Source organism: Hydrogenophaga sp. ZJX-1 (assembly GCF_048590325.1).
Lineage (GTDB): Bacteria > Pseudomonadota > Gammaproteobacteria > Burkholderiales > Burkholderiaceae_C > Hydrogenophaga.
The window spans coordinates 790,404-812,677 of sequence record NZ_JBMBRA010000002.1; the positions used below are offsets into that span (position 1 = coordinate 790,404).

A 22,274-nucleotide genomic window follows, 5' to 3' on the forward strand; every position below is an offset into this window, starting at 1 on the left:
TTCAGGCTCCGGCCAGGTAGTGTTGGAACAGTGCCTGCGTGCCTTGGCGCGACAGCCCTCGTTCAGAAAGTTCGGTGTAAAGCCTCTGCGCGAGTGAGGCACCGGGCAGCGCCAGCTTCATGCGCTCGGCCTCGGCCAGGGCAATGCCCAGGTCCTTCAGGAAATGTTCGATGAAGAAGCCCGGTGCGAAGTCGCCCTTGACGATGCGAGGCCCCATCACATTGAGCTGGAAGCTGCCCGCGGCGCCACCGCCAATGGCCTGCAACAGAACGGTCTCGTCGAGCCCGGCCGCGCGCGCATAGGCCAGCCCTTCACACACACCCATGATGGTCGAGGCGATGACGATCTGGTTGCTCATCTTGGTGTGCTGACCGGCCCCGGCAGCGCCGACATGGACGACGTTGGTCCCGAGCAGGCGCAGCACCGGCAATGCCGCCTGATATGCGGCCGGGTCGCCCCCGACCATGATGGACAACCTGGCCTCGCGCGCGCCCACGTCGCCACCGGACACGGGCGCGTCCAGTGCCTGGTGACCGCCCTTTTCTGCTTCGGCGGCCAGACGGACCGCCAGGGCTGGGCTGGACGTGGTCATGTCGATCAGCAAGGCGTTGCGCGCGTTGGCGATGATGCCCTCGCTGCCCAGCCACACCTGCTCCACATCGCTGGGGTAGCCGACCATGGTGATGACGATGTCGGACTGCGCCGCCACCTGGGCCGGGGTGTCGCACCACTGCGCGCCCTTGTCGACGAGGGCTTGCGCCTTCTCGCGGCTGCGGTTGTAGAGCGCCAGCGGATGGCCGGCGGCCAGCAGGTGGCCGGCCATGCTCTGGCCCATGATGCCCAGGCCGATGAAGCCGATGCGTGCAGTGGTGTTGGAAGTGATGTTCATGTGCTTGTCTTGTTGGGGTTCTTTTGCGCCTGGCGAATCAGGCCGCGCAGGTACATGGGGGTCAGGGGCTGCTGGTTGACCACCACCCCCAGGTGCGCCAGCGCGTCGTTGACGGCGTTGCTCAGCGCACCGATGGCACCCATCACGCCGCCCTCGGCCATGCCCTTGATGCCGGCCGGCGTGCTGCGGTTGGGGGTGTGCATGGGGATCAGCTCGAAGTGAGGCAACTCGTGCGAAGTGGCCACCAGGTAGTCGGCCAGCGAGCCCGACAGGTTCTGCCCGGTGGCGCTGTCGTATTCGACGTGCTCGAAAAGCGATCCCGAAAGACCCATGGCAATGGCCCCGTGCTGCTGGCCTTCCACCACCACGGGACTGAGCACGGTGCCGCAGTCCTCGGCCACGACATAGCGCTCGATGTGCACCGCACCGGTGGCACCATCCACTTCCACCACACAGGCGTGGGAGGCGTTGGAGTAGGTCATGGGCGGCGGCTCGTAGGTCAGGTGGAACTCCAGCCCCGGGTTCACGCCAGGTGGCAGCGCCAGCGGGTCCAGGTAGGCCACGCGGGCGATGTCGGCCAGGGTCAGCGCCGTGTCCGTCCATCGGTCTTCGACCTGCTGCTGCACCCGGCTCTCGAGCAGGCGCAGCGCCTGCGCGTCGGCCAGGCCCAACAGGTGCGCCGCAATGGCCAGAACGGTTGTGCGGGCCTGCTGCGCGCACAGGTAGAGCGTGCCGCCGCCAGCGGTTCCCCCACGCGCACCGCGGCTGCCCATGCCGTAGGGCGCGATGTCGGTGTGGCCCAGCAGCACGCGCACGTCGGCCGGTGACACGCCCAGGCCATCGGCCACGGCGTTGGCCAGCGAGGTCTCGTAGCCTTGTCCTGTGGCGCCCAGGCCCACCGACGCGTTGACGGCACCCGAGGGCTCGATGCGTATCCACGCCGCCTCGTGTCCCGAGCCAGCGATGCCGGCCGACTTGTAGAACTTGGAGCCGTAGGTGGTGGACTCGACCACGTTGCAGACGCCGATGCCCAGCCAGCGGCCATCGGCCCGGGCTTGCGCCTGGCGTTCGCGCAGACGGTCGTAACCGATCGCGGCGAGCACGCCGTCCATGGTGGCGTTCGGCGAAACATCGGCCAGCACCTCGCCGGTGGCCATGGTGTAGGGCAGTTCGTCGGGACGCAGCATGTTGACGCGGCGCACCGCCACCGGGTCCAGCCCGAGCTCGCGCGCGACAGCGTCCAGCGTGCCCTCCATCACCCAGCTCGTCACCGACATCGGTGCCCGCATGGGGCCGTTGCCCACTTTGTTGGACAGCACCACCTTCACGTCGTAGGCGTAGTTCGCGATGCGGTAGGGCCCGGTGACGATCATCGCCACCACCCGGGCCAGGTAGTTGCCGGGATAGAAGCTGTAGGCGCCGAAGTCTTCGACGATCTCCAGATCCAGCGCCAGCACCCGCCCCTGTGCATCCACGGCAACGCGGGTGCGACAGAAGTCTTCGCGCGCCTGCGACGAGGCCAGCAGGTTTTCCATGCGGTCTTCGCGCCAGCGCACCGGACGGCCCAGCTGCATGGAAATGGCGGCCACCGTGAGTTCTTCGCGGTACAGCGCGATCTTCTGGCCAAAGCCACCGCCAACGTCGGGTGACACCACGCTGACCTGTGATTCACTCAGCCGCAGGCGCGCGGCCAGCGTGGTGCGGTAGGGATGTGGGACCTGCGTGCCGACCTGGAAGTTCAGGTGCTGGCGCCCCACGTCCCAGTCGGCGATGCAGCCACGGGTTTCAATCGGCAAGTGGGTCTGGCGGTGCTGCGAAAAGGTCGACTCGATCACGCGGTGCGCACCCGCCATCGCACCGGCCACATCGCCATGCACCGCGTGCTGGTGCGACAGCAGGTTGTCGGGCAGGTCGTCGTCGACCTTGGGTGCATCGGTGGCCAATGCCTGCCACATGGTGCTCACCGCGGGCAGCACGGCGTAATCGACCTGCACCTGTTCGGCCGCGTCTTCGGCCAGGTAGCGGTTGGTGGCGATCACGCAGGCCACCGGGTCACCCTGAAAACGCACCTTGGTGGTGGGCAAGGTGTCCATCTCCATGGCACGCAGGCCTTCAATGGGGGGCGCCATGCGGTGGCGCGTGGTCCACTGCGCCAGGTCGTGCCCGGTGTAGATGGCCACCACGCCCGGCATGTCGAGCGCAGCCCCCATGTCCACACGGAGGATCTCCGCGTGGGCATGTGGCGAACGCACGAAGCACGCGTGCAGGGCGCCAGCGACCTCGATGTCGTCGATGTAGCGCCCGTGGCCGGTCAGCAGACGGGCGTCTTCCTTGCGCGGCTGGTGCGCGCCGATGTGGACAAAGGCTTCACTGGCCATGCTCGCTCGCCTCGCGCATGCGCCGCGCCGCCAGAGCGATGGCGGCCACGATGTTCTGGTAGCCGGTGCAGCGGCACAGATTGCCCGACAGCACCTCACGTATGTCGGCCTCGGTGGGTTCGGGGTGGTCCTTGAGGTAGGCCTCGAAGGTCATCACGATGCCCGGGGTGCAAAAGCCGCATTGCAGGCCATGGCACTCATGCAGCGCCTGCTGCAGGACCGACAGCTTTTGCGGCGTGCCCACCGACTCGATGGTCTGCACCTCGTGCCCTTCCATCTGGATGGCAAAGCACAGACAGGAACGCGTGGGCCGGCCGTCGACCAATACCGTGCAGGCGCCGCAGACGCCGTGCTCACAACCCGCGTGGGTGCCGCTGAGGTGGCAGTCTTCGCGCAGTGCGTCCAGCAACAGTTTGCGCGGCTCGGCGTCGAACTCGATGTTGCGCCCGTTGACGGTCAGGGTGATGCGCTGCTCGTTCATGGTCTGGTGTTCTTCAGTTGTTGCAGCGCGCTGTCCAGCGCTCGCGTCACCAGGGCGTGGGCCAGTTCGCGCCGGTATTCGGCGGGAATGCGGGCGTCGTCTTCCGGTTGCACGGCCTGGGTCACGGCGTCGGCCACGGCCGCCACCCAGGCAGCGTTTGCTCGCTGCTGTTCAAAGGGACGGGTGGTGCTGTCCAGTCGCTGCGGCACCGGCGCCACGCCACCAACACCCAGGCGCAGGCGCGCCACGCGATCACCATCCAGCGCCACGCAGGTGGCGACGGAGACGATGCCAAAGTCACCATGGCGGCGGCTGAACAGGCGCAAGGCCGAGGCCTCGCGGGCGGCGAACTTGGGGAAACGCACCGACAACAGCAGCTCATCGGGCAACAGCGCGGTGGTCATGGCGGCTTGCAGAAAGTCGTGCGCGGCCAGCTCGCGGCGCCCGCCGCGGCGCACCAGTGTGAGGGTGGCACCCAGCGTGGTGGCCGCCAGCGCCAGCTGCGCCGCCGGGTCGGCGTGCGCCAGGCTGCCACCCAGGGTGCCACGCTGCCGTATGGCGTAGTGGCCGATGCTTTGCGCGCACTGAACCAGCAACGGGCAGTGCTGGCTCAGCAAAGTCGAATCGGCCAGCTGGTGGTGCCGTGCCAGCGCGCCGACTTCGATCGCATCGCCCAGGTCGCGAATGCGGCCCAGCTCGGTGAGGTCGTTCAGGTCCACCAGGTGCGCGGGACTGGCCAGGCGCATGTTGAGCATGGGCCCCAGGCTTTGCCCGCCGGCCAATGGCTTGGCTTCGGGAGCCAGGTCGCTCAACAGGGCCAGCGCTTCGTCGAGCGTGGCCGGGCGGTGGTAGGTGAAGGCAGCGGGTTTCAACGCGGTCTCACGTCAAGCCCACAGCAGGCTCTGGGTGCTCTGCTTGTCGAACAGGTGCAGGCGGTTGGCGTTGATGGTCAGCGACGCGCTATCCCCTTCGCGGTAACGGCATTCCTTGCCCAGACGCAGGAACAGCTTGCTGCCCTCGACCTCCATCTCAAGGAACTGATCGGAGCCGACCGGCAGCACCGCGGCCACGCGCCCGCTCAGGGTGGCGTCAGCCACCGGCGACGGGTCCTCCACCACGTCTTCGGCGCGCAGGCCCAGCACCACCTCGCGCCCGGCCTGACCGCTGACCTTGGCCGCGGCCTCTGGCGGCAGCGCCACCCTCAGGCCGCCTCGCTCGACGGCCATGCCCGAACCCAGATCGACCAGCTTGCCTTCGATGAAATTGATCGGCGGATTGCCCAGGAAAGAGGCCACGAACATGTTGCGCGGGCGCTCGTAGATTTCGTCGGGCACGCCGATCTGCTGCACCACGCCACCACGCATCACCACGATGCGGTCGGCCAGTGTCAGTGCCTCGGCCTGGTCGTGGGTCACGTAGACGAAGGTGGTCTGCATGGCCTGGTGCAGCTGCTTGATCTCGGCGCGCATGGAGATGCGCAAGGCCGCGTCAAGGTTGGACAAGGGCTCGTCCATCAGGAACACCTGCGGCTGGCGCACCATGGCGCGACCCAGCGCCACGCGCTGGCGCTGGCCGCCCGAAAGCTGGTCGGGCCGACGCTCCAGCAGCGGCTCGATTTCGAGACGGCGCGCGGCATCGCGCACGCGGCGGTCGATTTCGTCCTTGGGGTACTTGCGCATCCTCAGGCCAAAGGCGATGTTCTCGTAGACCGACTTGTGCGGGTAGAGCGCATAGCTCTGGAACACCATGGCAACGTCGCGCTTGTGGGAGGGCACGGTGTTCATCACCGCGTCGTCGAACATCAGGTTTCCATCGGTCACGTCCTCCAGGCCCGCGATCATGTTCAGGGTGGTGGATTTCCCACAGCCTGACGGACCGAGCAGGACAAGGAACTCCTTGTCCGCGATGTCGAGGTTGAGGTTTTCGAGCGCAGCAAAGCCGTTGGGGTACTTTTTGCCAACCGCTTCAAACTTGATTCTGGCCATGGTGTGAACTCCTGTTGTCTGCTCAGCCCTTGACCGCGCCAGCGGTCAGGCCTGAAACGATGTAGCGCTCGAACATGATTGCGATGATCACGGGAGGCACGATGGCCATCACGCCGGCCGCGTTGATGAACGAGAAGCTGATGTTGAAATCCGATGTGAATGAAGCGACCACGATGGGCATGGTCTGCGAGGCCGGTGTCTGCGTGAACATCAGCGCCAGCAGGAACTCGTTCCAGCTGGTGAGGAAAGTGAACAGGACCACCGCCACCAGCGATGGCAGGGCCAGCGGCAGGTAGACCAGCACCAGCGTCTGCAACCGTGAGCAGCCGTCCACGCGAGCCGCCTTGTCCAGCTCGTCGGGCAGCGATTCGAAGTAGCCGGTGAGGATGAAGATGCTGAACGGCACGGTGATCGCCAGGTAGGTGATGATCAGCGCCCACAGGTTGTCCATCAGCCCCAGCTTCTGCACGAAGAGGAAGAAGGGCACCACCAGCGCGATGTCGGGGATGACCCGCGTGCTCAGCATGAAGTAGATGGAGCTGGTGCGACCGATGAAGCGGATCTTGGCCAGCGCATAGGCGGCGGGCACGCTGACCAGCAGATTGAGCACCACCACCGCCAGAGCCACGATGAAGCTGTTTTTCATCGAGGGCAGCAGGTTGACCGCGGTCGAAGGAATGAAGCCGCCGGTGGCCGTGTCGCCTTGTTTGCGGTTTTCGTAGGTCACCACTTCTTCGCTGGACTGGAAGATGGCCGCGAAGTTCTCCAGCGTGGGCTGCTCGGGGACCCAGTGCGGCGGCACCGAGGTGATTTCCGCCTCCGACTGGAACGAGGAAGAGACCAGCCAGGCGATGGGTGCCAGCACGTAGAGGGCAAACAGGAGCGAGCCGAAGAACAGCAGGGTGCGCCGACCCGGCAGAAATGAAGTCATGGTGTAGCTTTCGCTGGGGTGGCAGCGCTCAGAGCTTTCGGCTCGTGCTGCGAATGACGAAGTAGGCGAGAACGAAGGTCGCCACGGCCATGATGTAGGCCAGCGCCGAGCCCGTGCCGAAGGCCAGTTTCCGGAAGGTCTCGACATAGACCTGCCAGGCCACCACGTGCGACGCGTCCGCAGGACCGCCCTCGGTGAGGATGAAGAACAGGTCAAAGTGGCGGATCGCCATCATCGATTCGTAGATCATCACCAGCGCAAAGCCAGGCACCAGCTGCGGCAGCGTGATGTGCACGAAACGCTGCAGCACGTTGGCACCATCAACTTTCGCCGCGCTGTACAGGTCGGCCCGTATCGACTTCAGCGTGACCAGCAGCAAGATGGTCGCCAACGGCACTTCCTTCCAGACAAAGGCGTTGGTGATCAGCGGCATGGTCTTGGCGGTGTCGCCCAGCATCACCACATACTTCTCGATCAGGCCCATCTGCATCAACAGGCCGTTGAGAGCGCCATAGCCCGAGTCGTAGATCCATTTCCACATCAGCCCGTTGGCCACGTAGGGGATGGCCCATGGGATCAGCAGGATGGCCGACAGCACGCGGCGGCCACGGAAGTTTTCGTTGAGCAACAGCGACATCAAGGTGGCGATGACCATGATGGCCAGCACCGACATCACGGTGAAGCTGGCGGTTCGCCCGACCGATTCCCAGAACAACGGATCGGTGAACAACTTGACGTAGTTGTCGAACCAGACAAAGGGCACGCGGTGAGGCCGCGTGAGCTTGAGATCGTGCAGGCTGATCCAGAAGGAATACAGCACGGGAAACACGGCCACCACGCTGAGCACCAGCATCATGGGGGCGAGGAACAGCATGGCGCTGCGCTGGTCGTAGGCGCTGCTGGGCCGTACAAACCAGCGCCGCTGGGGCCGCTTAATGTCTTGCATCTGGAGGGTCTTTCGCACAGGCCTGGAAGCCGCAGGGTCTGCGGCCGCCGGGCACCACGTCATCAGGACTTGCGCAGGTCGTTCCAGGCCTCGGACGACTTCTTCAGCGCCGCGGCCACGGAAGATTTGCCCACCACCGCCGTTTGCCAGGCCGTGCCGTTCACCTCGTCCCACTCACCGAACCAGGGCGCGATCACGTCCTTCTTGCGCGCCAGCTTCTGCTGCGCTTCGTACATGGCGATGTCTGAGTACTTCTTGTAGTTGGCCTGCACTTCCGGATCCCGGAACAGCTCCTTGACGCCAAAGCCCGAGCCGAGATCGCTGAACAGCATCTTCTGGAACTGGTATTGGCTGCCGGCCTTGCCGCCGAACCACTCGATGAGCTTCGCGGCATTGGCAGCGCGCGTCTTGTCGGCTGCGGCCTGGGTGCTCATGCCGTGAAAGCGCATCCAGCCCACCGTGGCGTGCGACCCACCCGGGCCCATGGGCATGAGCGCCTGCTTGACCCGACCCGCAATCGCCGACTGCTTGGGGTCGTTGAGCGTGCGCACGCGGTAGCGGCTGAGCAGCGCAAACGCGTGGTTGCCGGCACCAAAGGCCTTCAGGCCATTGAGCTCGCCGGTTTCCACACAGGCGGGCGAGATGATCTTGTGCTTGTTGACCGCGTCAACCACCCACTGCATCGCCTGATGGGCACCGCGCTTGGGGTCCGCCATCACGGCAGCGCCGTCGGCATCGGTAAAACGGCCGCCATTGGAGAAGACCATCGCACTCAGGAACTCGATCAGCCAGCTCTCCCGTGCCATGGACAGCATCATCGGATACTCGGACAGACCGGCGCTCTTGATCTTGAGCGACTGCTGCAGCAGTTCGTCCCACGTGGTGGGCGGCGCCTTGATACCGGCCTTTTTGAGCATCTCTTCGTCGTAGAAGAAGGCCATGTAGTCGGTGTAGTAGGTCAGACCGTACTGCTTGCCCTTGTAGCGCATCGACTCGTTGCAGAAGGCATCGACGTCCGCGTTGTACTTCATCAGCGAGGGAAAGCCGTCAATGGGGGCGATCCACCCGGCTTCGGCCCACTCGGGCAGCCAGCTGTCGGATACCCACATCACGTCGAGCGGCGCTTTGCCGACGAACTTGGTGACCATGGTGTCGCGGTACTGCGCCCAGGGCGCATTGTTGTAGTTGACCTTGAGGCCTGTGCTGGACTCGAACGCCGTCAGGTGACTCTTGACCAGATCAACGGCGGCTGACCATGTGTAGAAGTTGATCGGCTGGCCCGCTTGCGCGGCAGCGTCCAGCGACAGGGCGCTGGTTCCTGCGACACCGGCTGCAGCCGCCAACTTGAGGAAGTCACGGCGCGAGGCATCGCCGTTCCAGATATTGCTCATTGGGACACGCTCCTTGAAGGAAAACCGCGGCCCGCACCAACGCCGCCGCACCACCAGGTACACAGACTGGCGACCCACTGCCACCTGTCCGACCATGGATTCATTATTCCGAGAAGTCTTTTTATCGTCAAGTGACGATAACCATTATTTTTGACCTTCAAGTCAGCAGGCGACGACATTCACAGCCAGTCCACCGAGCGAGGTTTCCTTGTATTTGGCGTGCATGTCGGCACCGGTCTGCTTCATGGTCTGGATCACTTTGTCGAGAGACACCAGGTGCTGCCCATCCCCCGCAAGCGCCAGGTGCGCCGCATTGATGGCCTTGACCGCCCCCATGGCATTGCGCTCAATGCATGGGACTTGCACCAGACCACCCACGGGGTCACAGGTGAGCCCGAGGTTGTGCTCCATGGCGATCTCGGCAGCGTTCTCGATCTGTTCGTTGCTGCCCCCCAACACCGCCGCCAGCCCCGCTGCCGCCATCGAAGAGGCCACTCCCACCTCGCCCTGGCAGCCAACTTCAGCGCCCGAGATGGACGCGTTTTCTTTGTAGAGGGAACCGATGGCGGTGGCGGTGAGCAGGAAGTCGCGGTTGTGGTGCGGCCGTGCGCCAGCACAGAACATTTCGAAGTACCGCAACACGGCAGGCACGATGCCCGCAGCGCCATTGGTGGGTGCGGTCACCACCCGCGCACCCGCCGCGTTTTCCTCGTTCACGGCCACCGCAAAGGCATTCACCCAGTCGAGCTCTCGCAACGGGCCGGCAACGCCCGCCCTCTGCATCAAGGCCTCGTGCATGCCCCTGGCCCGGCGACGCACGCCCAGTCCGCCCGGCAACACGCCTTGGGCGGTCAGGCCGCGATCCATGCAGGCCACCATGGCATCGCGGATGCGGTCGAGCTGGGCGAACACCTCGTCTGCTTCTCGCAACACGAGTTCGTTGGCCATTGCCAGCTGTGCAATGGTGCAGCCGTGTTCGTGGCACATGGCCAGCAATTCGGCGGCTGAACGGTAGGGATGGGGCCAGGCCGGGCCGGCGACCGGCTGGCCGGCCCGCAGCGTTGCTTCGCTGACCGTGAATCCGCCGCCAATGGAGAATCGTGTCTCGTCAGCCAGCACGGCGCCCGCGGCGTCCAGGGCAACCAATCGCATGCCATTGGGGTGCGCCTGCAGCGTCCGATCCTTGTGGAAGTGGATGTGTTGGCAGGCGTGGAAAGCCACCGCGTGGTGGCCCATCAATGGCAGGCGACCCACCATGCCTGCCGCCTGCAGCCACGTATCGATCAGCTCGATATCGACGCGTTCGGGTTCGTGTCCCATCAATCCCAGCATGACGGCCCGGTCGGTGGCGTGCCCGCGGCCGGTCAGGGCCAGCGAGCCATACAGGTGAACCTCCACGGCGGCCGTTGCCATCAGGGTTCGCTCACGCTCGAGCTGGCGGACAAACTCGAGGGCAATCCGCATGGGACCCACGGTGTGCGAACTCGAAGGCCCGATCCCGATCTTGAACAGGTCAAATGCGCTGACTGGCATGGACGGACCGGACGTTCAAGTCAGCGGCGAAAACGCCACGGGATTCAGGAAGACGCTTTCCTGGTGCACCAGGTAGGGCAGCATGCGGGGCACGAAGGCGCTCCATTCGGCGTCCTGCGCGAGCAGCGCACGCTGGCTGGTTCGGTGACCCAGGTCGTCGTAGGCCCAGATGAACACCGTCGAGTTCAACACGCCCGACTCCTTGGTCCAGCAACCGATCAGGCGCGCGTAGCGCGAGATGATGGGCAGCCCGCTGGCCTGGTACATCTGGAGAAATTCACCGGCCTTTCCAGGCTGCACTTGGTAAGTTCGCATTTCATAAATCACAGGAGCTCCTTTGCGCGAGTGGTTCGCTTTAGCCGAAATTTTCACATCATATATCGTCGGTTGACGATATAGATTTTTACGTTAAAGTGGGCCTGTGTCTACCCATTCCAAACGGTGTATCCGAGCAAGTTCATGCAAGCAAAATCCGACCTGCTGGCCGCCAAACGGCAAGATACCGCGACCAAAACCAAGGACAACAAGCCGCGCACGGGTCAGCGCCGCTCGACCACGCGCATGTCCGCGGCAGACCGCCGCGCTCAGATCCTGGGCAAGGCCTTTGAGTTTTTCTCTGAATATGGGCTCACGGCACAGACCCGCGCACTCGCGGATGCGTGCGGTGTGTCACAGCGGTTGCTCTACAGCGCGTTCCCCAACAAGGCCGCACTCATCAATGCGGTGTACGAATCCGACATCGCTGGCCCTTTCAAGGCCATCTGGTTCGTGCAATTGCGCGATCGCAGCGTGCCGCTGGAACAGCGGCTGCGCCAGTTTTATGGCGAGTACTACGACACCATCCTCACGCGTGGCTGGCTGCGGCTGTTTCTCTACGCATCGCTTGCCGAGGTGGAAATGGCGCCCACCTACATCGCCGACATCATTCGCGACCTGCTGGACATCATTGTTGAAGAGGCGGCGTTTGAGGCCGGCATGACATTGCCCGACGCCCCGGAGTTGCGCCGTGAGATGGGCTGGGTACTACACGGCAATATCTCGCACCTGGCGATCCGGCGACACATCTACAACGACAAGACGACGCTGCCGGTACAACGGGTGATCACCATGCATGTCGTCGCCTTTCTCGCTGCCGTACCGAGCATGGTCAACACCTTCGAGTAACCCGTTGGTGCTTGGCCCCATGCCCTGCGCCTTCCCGCCGGTGTTCATGACTTGAATGCGCGATGAAAGAAGTCTCCTGGAGCGCCCGAGAAAGGCCGCCAACGGTTGGGCAGCGGCATGCGCGTGTGCCCCATGCGGTGTTCTTGCCCCTGCGGTCCGGCCTCTTGAAGCGGTGGATGGCGGTGTGCACGGCCCTGTTGTCGATGACGGGGCACGCAGGCAGCCTCGCGCTGAATGGACTCGATGAACGGTTCGACTCGTCCCACCGGGACATCGTGCGGGGACCGCTGCGGCTGACCCAGGCTCGGTGCGAGGCCCGGCGGCATGCGGTCTGGGTGGCGCTGACCGTGAACAGGCCCGGCCAACCCCCAAGGCAGGTGGAGGGTTGCATTCGCTACTTTCCGAGCCCACGGGTCGCACCCGGTGAGCCTGTTCTCTTTTTCTTCCATGGCGACCGCGTGGAACCCGGCGGCCTGGCCGATGGCAGCTGGCGCCAGCAGATGGCGCAGGCCCAGCGCATCGAGCAGCGCTCGGGCATGCCCACGATCAGCGTGGCGCGGCCAGGGGTGTACGGCAGCACGGTGCTCAACCACCGGTATCAACGCCGCACCCACGAAGAGGTCGCGGTGGTATCGGCGGCCATCGACCAGATCAAGGCACGTCATGGCTTGGACCGGATCAGCCTGGCCGGTCAGAGTGGCGGCGGCTACCTGGCCCTGGCGATGGTGGTGTCGGGGCGGACCGACATCGACGCCGTGGCGGTCTCCGGCGCACCCGCGGCCGTGCGGGTCCGCGCCTCCCTGCTCCGGTCCAACCCGGTCTCCGACATCAGCACGGGACAGGACTGGCGAAATGTCTATGACCCGATGGACCACATTGCAGACGCACGGCCCGATGCGCGTCGCAAGCTGTATTTGATCGCCAACCGCGATGACCAGCGGATTCCCTACGCGTCGGTGCTGGCCTTCGTGAACGCCGCCGAACGGGGCAAGCTGCCCGTGGTGCTGCTGGATGGCGCCACCGGCGGCGGCCGACAGCACCACAACCACTCACGTTTGGCTCAACGCGTCATCCGCTGGCACCGGATGGGACTGGGTGAGCAAGAGATCGCGCGCAAGGTGGCAGAAGGGGCCGAGTAGCTTCAGCGCGGCCACAGCGCCCAGAGCTGCAGCGGCTGCTTGAGCTTGCCGGCGAGCTGGTAGGCGGGGTCGGTCCAGCCGCCCCAGCCGGTGAAGAGGTCGGCGCGCACGGCGCCGACGATGGCGCCGCCGGTGTCTTGCGCGAGCACGAGCTTCTGCTGGTTGAGCGCGCTGCCCTGCGTGGCAAGCCAGACCGGGGTGCCGTAGGGGATGCTTTGCGGATCGACGGCGATGGAGCGCCCGGGCGTGAGCGGCACGCCTTGCGCGCCGCGCGGGCCGAAGCGGGCGTCAAGCTCGCTCAGGGCTTCTTCGCGGAAGAACACCGTGCGCGGGTTGCTCCAGAGCATCTCGTTCAAGCGGCGCGGATTCTGCACGGCCCAGTTCTTGATGGCTTCCCACGAGGCTTCGCGGACGGCGCCCTGGTCGAGCAGCCAGCGGCCAACGCTCTGGTAGGGATGGCCGTTGTGGGCGGCGAAGGCGACGCGCACCTGGCGCTGGCGGCCATCGGGCTCGGTGATGTCGAGCCGGCCGGAGCCCTGGATCTGCAGGATGAGCGCGTCGATGGGGTCGGCGAGCCAGGCGATGGCCTTGCCCTGCAGCGCGGCCTGGGCGGCGGGCAGGGTGTCGATGTCTTTGCGGCTGTACCAGGGCTGACCGGCGCGCAGGCCGGCGGGCGGTGCGTAGAGCGGCGTGCGGTGGCTGGCGCTGGGCAGGCGGCTGGCGCCGAGGATGGGTTCGTAGTAGCCGGTGAGCAGGCCCTGGGGCAGGCTGCCGTTGGGCTCCATGACGCGGTAGGGCTGGAAGCGGCGCTCGATCCAGGCGCGCTGTTCGTCGGGCGTGGCGATGGCGAGCGGGCGGGCTTCGGCGCAGAGACCGGCGTGGCCGGCGACGGGTTTTTCGCAGCCGCGCAGCCAGGCGTTCCAGGCTTCGTGCAGGCTGTCCTGCCCCCAGCCGGGCAGTTCGCTCCAGCGCACCGGCGTCCACAGGCTCTTGCCGCGTTGCAGGGTGGGCGGCAGCGGGCCGCTGTCGACCGCGCCGGGCGCATCCACCGGCGCGCGCGGGGGCATGGGAACGGAAGAGCACGCCACGAGCAGGCTGCCTACAATGCAGGCCGCCAGCCAACCTCTCCACCCACTGCCCCCACCGGACCGACCTGACATGACTTTGCTGTTGCTTGAAGCGCTGGGCGCGCTGGTGTTGCTGGTGTTCATTGTGTGGTGGACCATGTTTTCCGGGCGCAAGAAGGGCGAGCTGCCCGAGGATGTGCAGCGCGAGCGGGACCAGGACAGTTCGCCCAAACCTTGAGGCGCCGCGGCGCGGACCGGGCGCTCACGCCTGCCGCAGGGCGTTGGCCAGCTCCACCGCCGACTTCACCCCCATCTTGTCGAACACGCGCGAGCGGTGCACTTCGACCGTGCGCACGCTGATGTTGAGCTGGTCGGCGACGAGCTTGTTGGGCAGGCCGGCAATGACCAGGTTCATGACGTCGCGCTCGCGCTCGGTGAGCGAGCGCAGCCGCTGCTGCACTTCGCGCTGCGCGCGGCGCGCGGCCAGCACCTGGGCCGACTGGTTGAGCGCCTGCTCGACGCGGTCGACGAGGGCGTTGTCGGAGAACGGTTTTTCGCAGAAGTCGAAGGCGCCGCGCTTGACCGCGTCGACGGCGGTGGGCACGTCGGCATGGCCGGAGAGAAAGATCACCGGCATGACGGCCTGCCAGGGCAGGGTGAGCAGGTGCTCGAACAGCGCGAGACCGCTGGTGCCGGGCATGCGCACGTCGAGCAGCAGGCAGCAGGGCGTGCTGGGTTCGGCGTGCCAGCGCGCGATCTCGGTCAGAAAAGCATCGGCGCTGTCGAAGCCTTCGCTGAGCAGGCGGCGCGTTCGCAGCAGCCAGGCCAGCGCGTCGCGCACACCGGCGTCGTCATCGACGAGAAAGATCCGGGCGTCGGGGTGCTGGGTCATGGCGGGATGATAGAGGAGGCAGCAACCCGCGCAACGGTGGGGCCGGGGGAATCCCCATCCTCAGGCCGCCGGCAGCGTGAACCGGAACACCGTGCCCCTGGGCTGGGCCGGCTCGTGGGTGAGCGCACCGCCGTGCTGCTCGATGACGGTGCGGCACAGGCTGAGACCCAGGCCCATGCCTTCGGCCTTGGTGGTGAAGAAGGGGGTGAAGAGCTGCTGGCGCACCGCTTCGCTCAGGCCGTGGCCGTGGTCGGTGACGGCGAATTCGACCCAGACCTTGCGCGGCGGGCTGCCGCTGGCGGCGGCTTCGTTGTCGTCGCTGGCGTGCAGGCGCGTGCGGCTGACCGCCAGCGTGAGCACGCGCAGGCCGGAGGCGGCCGGCGGATCGTTGGCGGGCATGGCCTGCACGCCGTTGCGCGCGAGGTTGAGCAGCACCTGCTCGACCATGGTGCGGTCGCACAGCACGGGCGGGCAGCCGGGCGCGATCTGGGTGTGCACGCGGATGCCCTGCTTCTTGGCCTGCAGGCCCAGCAGCGGCAGGATGGCGTCGATCAGGCTGGCGGGCGCGACGGCTTCGCGCACCTGCTCGCGCCGGCGCACGAAGTCGGCCACGCTCTTGATGACGCGCCCGGCGCGCTCGGCCTGTTCGCCGATGCGCTGCATGGCCTGGCGCAGCTCGCCCTGGGGCATGGCGGGCCCGCTGGTGCCGGGCGGCTCGTCGAGCAGGTTGAGCGTGCCGCTGGCGTAGCTGGCGATGGCCGCGAGCGGCTGGTTGAGTTCGTGGCTGAGCAGCGAGGCCATTTCGCCGACGGTGGCGAGGCGGGCGGTGGCCTGCAGGCGTTCCTGCGAGGCGCGGTTGAGGTCTTCGATGCGGCGCTGTTCGCTCAGGTCGAGGATGGCGCTCATGAAGCCGGTCTGCGAGCCCTGGGCATCGATCAGCGGGGCTTCGATGATGAGCACGGGGAAGCGGGTGCCGTCGCTGCGCTGGAAGACGGATTCGTAGCCCTCGCGCGGCAGGGTCTGACCGGCCAGACGCACGGCCTGGCGCTGCTGGTATTCGTCCACCAGCTCGGGCGGCCACCAGGGCGCGGGCAGGCCGGTGCCGATGAGCTTGTCGGGCGGCAGGCCCACCATCTCGCAGAAGGCGGGGTTGACGTAGGTGATGCGGCCGCTCATGTCGCGCGCGCGCAGGCCGGTGACGAGGGAGTTTTCCATCGCCTTGCGAAAGGCCAGGGCGTCGCCGAGTTCGTGTTCGGCGCGCTGGCGCAGGCGCATGTCGCGCCCGAGCAGGCCGAGCACGGCGAGCAGGGCCAGCGAGAGCGCGCCGACCACGGCGGTGAGCACGTTGGGCAGCAGCCCGAAGGCCGCGCCGGTGCCGATGCGCGGGCTCTCCAGGCGCAACACCAGGGTGTGACCGGGCAGGTCGAGCAGGGCGCGCGCGGTCTGGGTGCGGCGGCGGCCGGTGACGCTGCTGTGCAAAGCTAGGCGGGTGCCGTCGGTGTCGACGAAGGCCAGGCCGCGCCCGCGCAGCAGGTCTTTGTTGCCCAGCTCGGCGAGCAGGCCGGGCAGGGAATAGGTGGCAACGAGAAAGCCCGCGGGCTTGCCATTGCGCGCGACGGGCAGGCACATGTCCATGAGCTCCAGGCCGAGGCCGCCGTTCATGGGCCAGAAGTAGCTCGGGGAATACGAGGGACCGGAGCTGCGCTGGGCGTTGTCGCAGGCCTGGCGCATGTCGGGCAGGGCCTGGGAACGGTCGAGGTAGCTGAAGAGGTCGGCGAGGTAGGGCGTGTCGCGGTGGGCGATGAGCAAGCGGTCGTTGTCGCGCCATTCCAGACGCACCATCTCGCGGTGTTCGGCGAGCACCTCGCCGGCCGGCGCCGTCCAGCCACCGGGGCTGGACGCGACGTTGTAGAGCGACTGCAGGGTCTGCACGTTGCGCACCAGGGCACTGCGGATGTCGCTGCTGAGGGCTTCGGCGTCGGCTTCAAGCGCGGTCTGGTCGCGCACCTCTTCGTATTCGGCGGCCAGAAACACCAGCACGCCCAGCAGGGCCAGCACCAGCAGCAGCAAAGCCACCCACAGCAGCCGGCGGCGCGGGCGCAGGCCACCGGGCGTGGGAGCGGGAGGCGCGTTGGTCATGCCGGAAGAAATCACAGCCGAGCGAGGTGACCCACCCAGCACACACCGAAGAACCGGCTTTGCCGGGCCAAAGGTGGGGTCCCCCTGGGGGGCTGAGGGCTGCGGCTCCGAGCCTGCCTGCGCAGGCTCGGACAGCCCGAAGAAGCATGGGCTCTGTCCCATGCTGCGGCCTGCAAGGCGAGCGCAGCGGCGCAGGGGGGTGTCACAGCCGACGGTGCTGCAAGGCGGGCAGTTGTTCGCGCACGCTGTGCAGGCGCGCCATGTCCAGGTCGGCGAGCACGACGCCGGGGCCTTCGGCCTGCATCGCCATGACCTGGCCCCAGGGGTCGATGACCATGCTGTGGCCCCAGGTGCGGCGACCGTTTTCGTGGTTGCCGCCCTGGGCGCTGGCGATGACGTAGGCCTGGTTTTCGATGGCGCGCGCGCGCAGCAGGACTTCCCAGTGCGCCTGGCCGGTGGTGTGGGTGAAGGCGGCGGGCACGAGCAGCAGGTCGGCCGCGAGCATGCGGTAGAGCTCGCCGAAGCGCAGGTCGTAGCAGACGCTCATGCCGACGCGCCAGCTCTGGCCCTGGCGCGAGGGGCAGTCGAAGACGGTGGGGGTCTCGCCCGCGCGCAGCACGCTGGCTTCGTCGTAGCTCTCGCGGCCGTTGTCGTAGCGGAAGAGGTGGATCTTGTCGTAGCGGCTGACGCATTCGCCCTTGGGCGAATAGACCAGCGAGGCGTTGGCGGCGTGGGTGGGGTCGTCGGTGGCCATGGGCAGGGTGCCGCCGACGATCCACAGCTTGAGTTCGCGCGCGGTGTCGGACAGGAAGTCCTGCACCGTGCCCAGGCCGGCAGTTTCGGCCAGCAGCAGCTTGTCGGCGTCGTTCTGGCCCATGAAGCAGAAGTACTCGGGCAACACGGCCAGCTCGGCACCGCAACGGGCGGCCTGGTCCAGCAAGGCGCGCGCTGCGCTGAGGTTGGCGTCGAGACTGATGCCCGAGACCATCTGGATGGCGGCGACTTTCATGAGAACTCCTTTTTTTGAACCCAGCTACAAATCTGTTTGTACCCCAGTAACAGAAACCAGTCGCGCATCCGGCGCAAGTGCCTCACCCAGAACGCGGCGGAACTGGCTTTGCCAGGCCGCTCGCGTTGCCCCCTGGGGGTGACGCCGCAGGCGGCGCGGGGGGTCACTTTTTCTCCAGCTTCTCGACCTGCGGATCGGCCCAGCTGCCGGTGATGTGGAACTGTTGCGTGGTGGCGCTTTGCAGCGGTTGGCGCAGCAGGAACTGGGCCAGAAAGGTGCCCAGCCCGACGGCGGGGTTGATGGCGGTGGCGATCAGGGCCGCGGTGCCGGCGTTGATCTCGGGCACGACGACGACCTTGAGGTCCTGCTGCTCGCGCGCGATGTCGGCGCTGCCTTCCATGAGCACGGCGGCGTTGATGCCCTTCATCTGCAGGTTGTTGGTGTGGGCCACGCCCTGTTCGATGGTGGCGTCACCGCGCACGAAATCGAACGCGAAACCCTCGGAAAAGACGTCGCGGAAGTCGAGCACCAGGCGGCGCGGCAGCGCCTGCAGGCTGAGCACACCGAGCAGCTTGGCGGCACCGGGTTCGACCTTGAGGAACTGGCCGCGCTGGATGTCGGCGTTGAGCTGGCCGGCGAGACTGGGGTAGTCCAGCGTCATGGGCGAGCCGACCCAGGCGATGTTGCCGCTGATCTGGCCCTGCCCACCGCGCACCACCTCGGGCCGGCCGAAGCGCTTGAGCAGCAGGCCCGCGTCCTGGATGTCAAGCTTGAAATTGAGCGCGGTGCGCCGCGTGGTGCCGGCGCCGTTGTCGGCCAGGGCCCAGTTGCCGGTGGCGGAGAGCTGCGCTTCGGGGGTGTCGATGTTGAGTTTGGTGAGCCGCCATTCGCGGGTGCGCGCCGCGGTGCCGCGGTTCTGGGCCACGATCTCGACGCGGGACAGGCGGCGGTTGGAGAGCACGAGGTCTTCGATCGCGATGTCCAGCGCGGGCATGCTGGTGGGCTGTTGCAGCAGTTGCTCAACGTCGGCGGCGGCGGCCGGCGCGAGGTTGAGGTGGGCCAGGCGCGCGTAGATGTTGCCGGCGGTGTTGCCGGCGGGCTGGCGGTATTCGATATAGCCGTTGAGTTCGTCGGCGTCGACGTTGGCGCGCCACTGGTTGCCTTCGCGCGAACCGCCGACCACCACGTTGGTGAAGCTGCGCCCGCTGACCACGAGCTGGCTGGCGCGCACCGCCAGGCTCGACGGCAGGTAGCCCAGGCTGGCGCTGTCGGCGGCGCCGGGGGCGTTGCTGGCACGCACATCGGTGCCGGTGGTGGCGGTGAAGACGCGTTCCCAGGCGTCGGCGTCGATGCGCTGGAAGCGGATGTTGGCCTGCACGCCGCTGGCCGGCTGGGTGACGCTCTCGCCGGCGTCGAGCCCGACGGCCATGCTGCCGCGCAGCACGCGCGGTTCCTCGGTGGTGATGTCGCGCTCGTAGCGCAGTTCGGCCAGGGGCTGGCTGGGCGGGCCGAGGGCCACGGACAGGCTGTCGGTGCGCGCGACTTCGCCCGAGGGATCGGCCAGCACCGAGAGCACGCGGTTCTCGTAGCGCAGGGGCAGGCTGTCGGCGGCGACCTTGGCCAGCGGCGCGGGCAGGTTGATGGCGAGCCCCTGCAGGTTGCTGGTGACCACGAGTTCGGGCACGCCGGCGCGAAAGCCGAGTTCGGCGCTGTAGCTGGCGTTGCCGCTGGCCTGGCCGAACAGGCGCGAGACGAAGCCCAGCCCGCCTTCGCTCAGGCCCTGGGCGCTGGCGTTGCCCTGGCCGCGGAACTGGATGCGCGGCGTGCCCCGGGCCACGGGCACCATGCCCCCGCCAAACCGCAACTCGCCGCCGTAGACGCGGGCCTGGGCGTCGGCGATGCTGAAGCCGGTTTCGCTGAAGCTCAGGCGGCCGGTGGTGCGCCCGAGCAACGGCGCGTCGGGCGTGATCTGCAGGTCGTTGCCGGCGAACTGCACGCTGCCCTGCACGGTGGTCTTGTCGACCTGCTCCAGCGGCAGCTGCAGCTTGAACTGCACCTGGGCCGGGCCGTTGATGGTGGCGCGCTCCAGCGCCCGGCCGGTGAAGCCGTTGACCGGCGAGCTGCGCACGAAGCCCAGCACCTCGGTGGCCGGGCCCTGGGCACTGGCAGACACGGTGAGCACGGGGGCGTGGACCAGATCGGCGATGGCCACCTCGGCCTGGCTCAGGCGCACGCCGGGCGCGCCGTCGAGCCCGGCGTCGAGCTGGCTCAGGCGCAGGGCGGCGCGGTCGAGCACGAGCTGGCCGTTGACGCCCTTGAGGGCGGGCCAGGCGGCGTCGCCCTCGCTCTGCAGGAAAGGCGGCACGTAGGCGAAATTCACCGCCTTGAGCTGGGCGGTGATGCGGAATTCGCCGCGCGTACCGGGCTGGTTGAACGGGATGTCCCAGAGGTCGCCCTGGATGCGGAAGTCAACCGGGCCCACCGCCCCGCCTTGGACGGCGTCGCGCACGTAGCGCTGCGCGTCCGGGCCGACCACCAGCGGCAGGTAGCGGTGCACGCGGGTGGCTTCGCCGCGGGTCAGACGCGCCGTCAGGTCGAGCACGCCGGGGAAGCGCGCGTCCGAGGGGCTGGTGGCGGGGTCGCTGGTGTGCCAGTGCACGCTGGCCGTGCCTTCGGCGTCGGCGTTGGCCAGGCGCACCTTGTCCAGCCAGGCGTCGATGCGCTCGCCGGCGACGCGCCAGCGGGCGTCGGCCGTGAACCGGGTGAGCGGCACGCGCACCTCTTCGAACACGCCGGGCAGGTCGACCGACCCATCGGCGATCTGCAGACGCGCCTGGCCACCGTCCTGGTTGAGGTCGACATCGGCGGTGAGGCCCTGGACGCCGGGGCGCCCGGGCAGCGGGCGCTGGCCGGCCACCGGTGGGCGCGCCTGGCCCGCCAGCGCGAGACCGAGCACGCGGCCTTTGGCGCGGTAGCGCTCGGGGCGCCAGGCGGCGGGCGCAGGCGCGGACGCGACGCCGCTGCCCGCTTCGGCGCCGGCCGGTGCCACGCCTTCCCAGCTGGCGTCGAGGGCTTCGATGCGGCCAGCGGGCTGCAGGTTGGTCAGCAGGTTGCGGCTGGCTTCGGGCAGGGGCAGGCGCGTGGCGACGGCGGCCAGCGCGGCCAGCTCGATGCGGTCGGCGTTCAGGCTGGTGCTGGCGGGCTGGTTGCCGCGAGCGGCCTGGTGTCGCAGCCGCAGCTGCCCGCCCGGCCAGTCTTCGCCGCCCTGGGTGCGAAAGCGCAGGTTGTCGCTGGCGATCTCGAAGCCGGCGTCGTTCCACTGGGCACTCAGGCGGCCGCGCAGCTCGGCCAGCGCGAGTTCGGGCAGCTTCGGCCCGAGCCGCGTGGCCACCTCCTGCAGTGCCAGGTCGGTGATGACACCGGTGATGCGGCCCTTGGTGACATCGGCCCAGGCGCGCACGGCGCCCTGGCCGGAACGCACGTCGACCTGCCAGGCCGAGAGGTCGAGGTAGCCACGCAGGCGCGAGACGTCGGCCTTGGGGAAGTCGGCGTAGAGCTCGCCGCTCCAGCTGTGCCAGGGCGTGGTCTGGCTGTCGCCGCGGATGAGATCGAGCAGCGGCTCGCGCAGGCGGCCCCGCAGGCTGAAGCGGTCACCCCATTCGGGGCTCGGGGTGGCGTCGAGGCGGAACTGGTGGTTGCGGCCCCCGTTGCGGGCCACGAAGTCGAGGGCCGTCAGGATCAGCGGCGGCTGCGCGCGCAGGTCGTCGGTCCAGCGCACGACGCCGTTCTGGATCACGAACTCGGTCTGGGCAAAGAACCAGTCGGCGGCGGCGTTGTCGTCCGGCGCGGGACCGGAGAAGTCCAGGCCCGCGACTTCGATGCGGCCTTCGGCGGTGCGCCGCACGTCGAGCACGGGCGAAGCGATCACCAGCTGTTCGAAGCCCAGGCGCCAGAGCGAAGGGGCGGACACCGCGGCTTGCACACTGGGCAGGTGCAGCGCCTCGCGCCCCGCCGCGTCGAAGAGCCGGACATCGGCGATCTCGAAGGCCGGCACCAGGCTGGGCAGGAAACCGGCGCTCCCGCCGTCGCCCGCTACCGCCGTCCGGGCGCGGATGGCGCCGACCTTCACGGGTACCCCCACAGCCCGGGTGGCCCAGCTTTCCAGCTCAGGGCGCCAGTCGTTGATTCGCGGCACAATCCACAAATGCAAGGCGCCGACAGTGAGCGCAAACAGGCCCCAGGCGGCCAGCACCATCCACAACAGAAGCCGCGCGGTCACGGAAAGGGTTTGTTGGGGTGTTCTCGTGGCAGATGCGAGAGGTGCCGGGCT

18 protein-coding genes are annotated in these 22,274 nt (G+C 67.5%); 3 read left to right on the plus strand and 15 right to left on the minus strand.

The window, feature by feature from the left end:
- Position 1 precedes the first annotated feature (1 nt).
- From ACN5W5_RS08425 to ACN5W5_RS08470, 10 genes are all read right to left on the minus strand, one after another.
- Positions 2-889 (minus strand): NAD(P)-dependent oxidoreductase, encoded by an 888-nt coding sequence (locus ACN5W5_RS08425; RefSeq protein ID WP_420048078.1) that lies wholly within the window; start codon positions 887-889, stop codon positions 2-4.
- Complete coding sequence (locus ACN5W5_RS08430; protein WP_420048079.1) at positions 886-3,267, minus strand: xanthine dehydrogenase family protein molybdopterin-binding subunit; 2,382 nt, start codon at positions 3,265-3,267, stop codon at positions 886-888. The genes ACN5W5_RS08425 and ACN5W5_RS08430 overlap by 4 nt, the downstream gene beginning before the upstream one ends.
- Positions 3,257-3,748 carry a (2Fe-2S)-binding protein gene (locus tag ACN5W5_RS08435; protein ID WP_420048080.1) on the minus strand — a complete coding sequence of 164 codons (492 nt, stop codon included), beginning with the start codon at positions 3,746-3,748 and terminating at the stop codon, positions 3,257-3,259. Before ACN5W5_RS08435 ends, ACN5W5_RS08430 begins: the two co-directional genes overlap by 11 nt.
- Positions 3,745-4,620, minus strand: a complete 876-nt coding sequence (locus tag ACN5W5_RS08440) for an FAD binding domain-containing protein (protein ID WP_420048081.1) — start codon at positions 4,618-4,620, stop codon at positions 3,745-3,747. The genes ACN5W5_RS08435 and ACN5W5_RS08440 overlap by 4 nt, the downstream gene beginning before the upstream one ends.
- 12 nt (positions 4,621-4,632) lie before the next feature.
- Positions 4,633-5,733 carry an ABC transporter ATP-binding protein gene (locus tag ACN5W5_RS08445; RefSeq protein ID WP_420048082.1) on the minus strand — a complete coding sequence of 367 codons (1,101 nt, stop codon included), beginning with the start codon at positions 5,731-5,733 and terminating at the stop codon, positions 4,633-4,635.
- A gap of 22 nt (positions 5,734-5,755) precedes the next feature.
- A complete protein-coding gene (locus tag ACN5W5_RS08450; RefSeq protein ID WP_210828423.1) occupies positions 5,756-6,664 on the minus strand; it encodes a carbohydrate ABC transporter permease in 909 nt (302 codons plus the stop codon).
- A 28-nt stretch (positions 6,665-6,692) separates the two neighbouring features.
- The gene (locus tag ACN5W5_RS08455; protein WP_420048083.1) at positions 6,693-7,610 is read right to left on the minus strand and encodes a carbohydrate ABC transporter permease; all 918 of its coding nucleotides are present in this window, start codon (positions 7,608-7,610) and stop codon (positions 6,693-6,695) included.
- Positions 7,611-7,672: 62 nt separating this feature from the next.
- Complete coding sequence (locus ACN5W5_RS08460; RefSeq protein ID WP_420048084.1) at positions 7,673-9,001, minus strand: extracellular solute-binding protein; 1,329 nt, start codon at positions 8,999-9,001, stop codon at positions 7,673-7,675.
- Between the two features lie 162 nt (positions 9,002-9,163).
- Positions 9,164-10,534 (minus strand): L-serine ammonia-lyase, encoded by a 1,371-nt coding sequence (locus tag ACN5W5_RS08465; RefSeq protein WP_420048085.1) that lies wholly within the window; start codon positions 10,532-10,534, stop codon positions 9,164-9,166.
- Positions 10,535-10,549: 15 nt separating this feature from the next.
- Positions 10,550-10,849 (minus strand): NIPSNAP family protein, encoded by a 300-nt coding sequence (locus ACN5W5_RS08470; protein ID WP_420048086.1) that lies wholly within the window; start codon positions 10,847-10,849, stop codon positions 10,550-10,552.
- A gap of 144 nt (positions 10,850-10,993) precedes the next feature.
- Here ACN5W5_RS08470 and ACN5W5_RS08475 point away from each other — a divergent pair, with 144 nt between their 5' ends.
- Positions 10,994-11,698 carry a TetR/AcrR family transcriptional regulator gene (locus tag ACN5W5_RS08475; RefSeq protein ID WP_420048087.1) on the plus strand — a complete coding sequence of 235 codons (705 nt, stop codon included), beginning with the start codon at positions 10,994-10,996 and terminating at the stop codon, positions 11,696-11,698.
- Between the two features lie 458 nt (positions 11,699-12,156).
- On the plus strand, positions 12,157-12,837 hold the full coding sequence (locus tag ACN5W5_RS08480) for an alpha/beta hydrolase family protein (RefSeq protein ID WP_420048088.1): 681 nt from the start codon (positions 12,157-12,159) through the stop codon (positions 12,835-12,837).
- Between the two features lie 2 nt (positions 12,838-12,839).
- Here the strand turns inward: ACN5W5_RS08480 and ACN5W5_RS08485 are convergent, their stop codons facing one another.
- The gene (locus ACN5W5_RS08485; RefSeq protein ID WP_420048089.1) at positions 12,840-14,063 is read right to left on the minus strand and encodes a murein transglycosylase A; all 1,224 of its coding nucleotides are present in this window, start codon (positions 14,061-14,063) and stop codon (positions 12,840-12,842) included.
- On the opposite strand from ACN5W5_RS08485, the gene ACN5W5_RS08490 reads away from it, so the two are divergent.
- The gene (locus ACN5W5_RS08490; protein ID WP_177133198.1) at positions 13,996-14,142 is read left to right on the plus strand and encodes a hypothetical protein; all 147 of its coding nucleotides are present in this window, start codon (positions 13,996-13,998) and stop codon (positions 14,140-14,142) included. The two genes, ACN5W5_RS08485 and ACN5W5_RS08490, sit on opposite strands and share 68 nt — an antisense overlap.
- 24 nt (positions 14,143-14,166) lie before the next feature.
- On the opposite strand, the gene ACN5W5_RS08495 is transcribed toward ACN5W5_RS08490, so the two are convergent.
- The 4 genes from ACN5W5_RS08495 to ACN5W5_RS08510 all read right to left on the minus strand — a co-directional run bounded on the left by ACN5W5_RS08495 (position 14,167) and on the right by ACN5W5_RS08510 (position 22,223).
- On the minus strand, positions 14,167-14,796 hold the full coding sequence (locus tag ACN5W5_RS08495) for a response regulator transcription factor (RefSeq protein WP_420048090.1): 630 nt from the start codon (positions 14,794-14,796) through the stop codon (positions 14,167-14,169).
- Positions 14,797-14,856: 60 nt separating this feature from the next.
- Positions 14,857-16,935, minus strand: a complete 2,079-nt coding sequence (locus ACN5W5_RS08500) for a two-component system sensor histidine kinase NtrB (protein WP_420048091.1) — start codon at positions 16,933-16,935, stop codon at positions 14,857-14,859.
- A 202-nt stretch (positions 16,936-17,137) separates the two neighbouring features.
- Complete coding sequence (locus ACN5W5_RS08505) at positions 17,138-17,944, minus strand: carbon-nitrogen hydrolase family protein (protein ID WP_420048092.1); 807 nt, start codon at positions 17,942-17,944, stop codon at positions 17,138-17,140.
- Between the two features lie 163 nt (positions 17,945-18,107).
- Positions 18,108-22,223, minus strand: a complete 4,116-nt coding sequence (locus ACN5W5_RS08510) for a YhdP family protein (RefSeq protein WP_420048093.1) — start codon at positions 22,221-22,223, stop codon at positions 18,108-18,110.
- Between the last annotated feature and the right edge of the window lie 51 nt (positions 22,224-22,274).

Excerpts from the sequence above, each read along its gene's own strand:
- ACN5W5_RS08455 (WP_420048083.1), bottom strand. The coding sequence starts at position 7,610 with ATGCAAGACATTAAGCGGCCCCAGCGGCGCTGGTTTGTACGGCCCAGC.
- ACN5W5_RS08430 (WP_420048079.1), bottom strand. The coding sequence starts at position 3,267 with ATGGCCAGTGAAGCCTTTGTCCACATCGGCGCGCACCAGCCGCGCAAG.
- ACN5W5_RS08485 (WP_420048089.1), bottom strand. The coding sequence starts at position 14,063 with ATGGTCCACCACACAATGAACACCAGCAACACCAGCGCGCCCAGCGCT.
- ACN5W5_RS08505 (WP_420048092.1), bottom strand. The coding sequence starts at position 17,944 with ATGAAAGTCGCCGCCATCCAGATGGTCTCGGGCATCAGTCTCGACGCC.
- ACN5W5_RS08475 (WP_420048087.1), top strand. The coding sequence starts at position 10,994 with ATGCAAGCAAAATCCGACCTGCTGGCCGCCAAACGGCAAGATACCGCG.
- ACN5W5_RS08495 (WP_420048090.1), bottom strand. The coding sequence starts at position 14,796 with ATGACCCAGCACCCCGACGCCCGGATCTTTCTCGTCGATGACGACGCC.
- ACN5W5_RS08470 (WP_420048086.1), bottom strand. The coding sequence starts at position 10,849 with ATGCGAACTTACCAAGTGCAGCCTGGAAAGGCCGGTGAATTTCTCCAG.
- ACN5W5_RS08465 (WP_420048085.1), bottom strand. The coding sequence starts at position 10,534 with ATGCCAGTCAGCGCATTTGACCTGTTCAAGATCGGGATCGGGCCTTCG.
- ACN5W5_RS08460 (WP_420048084.1), bottom strand. The coding sequence starts at position 9,001 with ATGAGCAATATCTGGAACGGCGATGCCTCGCGCCGTGACTTCCTCAAG.
- ACN5W5_RS08445 (WP_420048082.1), bottom strand. The coding sequence starts at position 5,733 with ATGGCCAGAATCAAGTTTGAAGCGGTTGGCAAAAAGTACCCCAACGGC.
- ACN5W5_RS08450 (WP_210828423.1), bottom strand. The coding sequence starts at position 6,664 with ATGACTTCATTTCTGCCGGGTCGGCGCACCCTGCTGTTCTTCGGCTCG.
- ACN5W5_RS08490 (WP_177133198.1), top strand. The coding sequence starts at position 13,996 with ATGACTTTGCTGTTGCTTGAAGCGCTGGGCGCGCTGGTGTTGCTGGTG.
- ACN5W5_RS08435 (WP_420048080.1), bottom strand. The coding sequence starts at position 3,748 with ATGAACGAGCAGCGCATCACCCTGACCGTCAACGGGCGCAACATCGAG.
- ACN5W5_RS08425 (WP_420048078.1), bottom strand. The coding sequence starts at position 889 with ATGAACATCACTTCCAACACCACTGCACGCATCGGCTTCATCGGCCTG.
- ACN5W5_RS08500 (WP_420048091.1), bottom strand. The coding sequence starts at position 16,935 with ATGACCAACGCGCCTCCCGCTCCCACGCCCGGTGGCCTGCGCCCGCGC.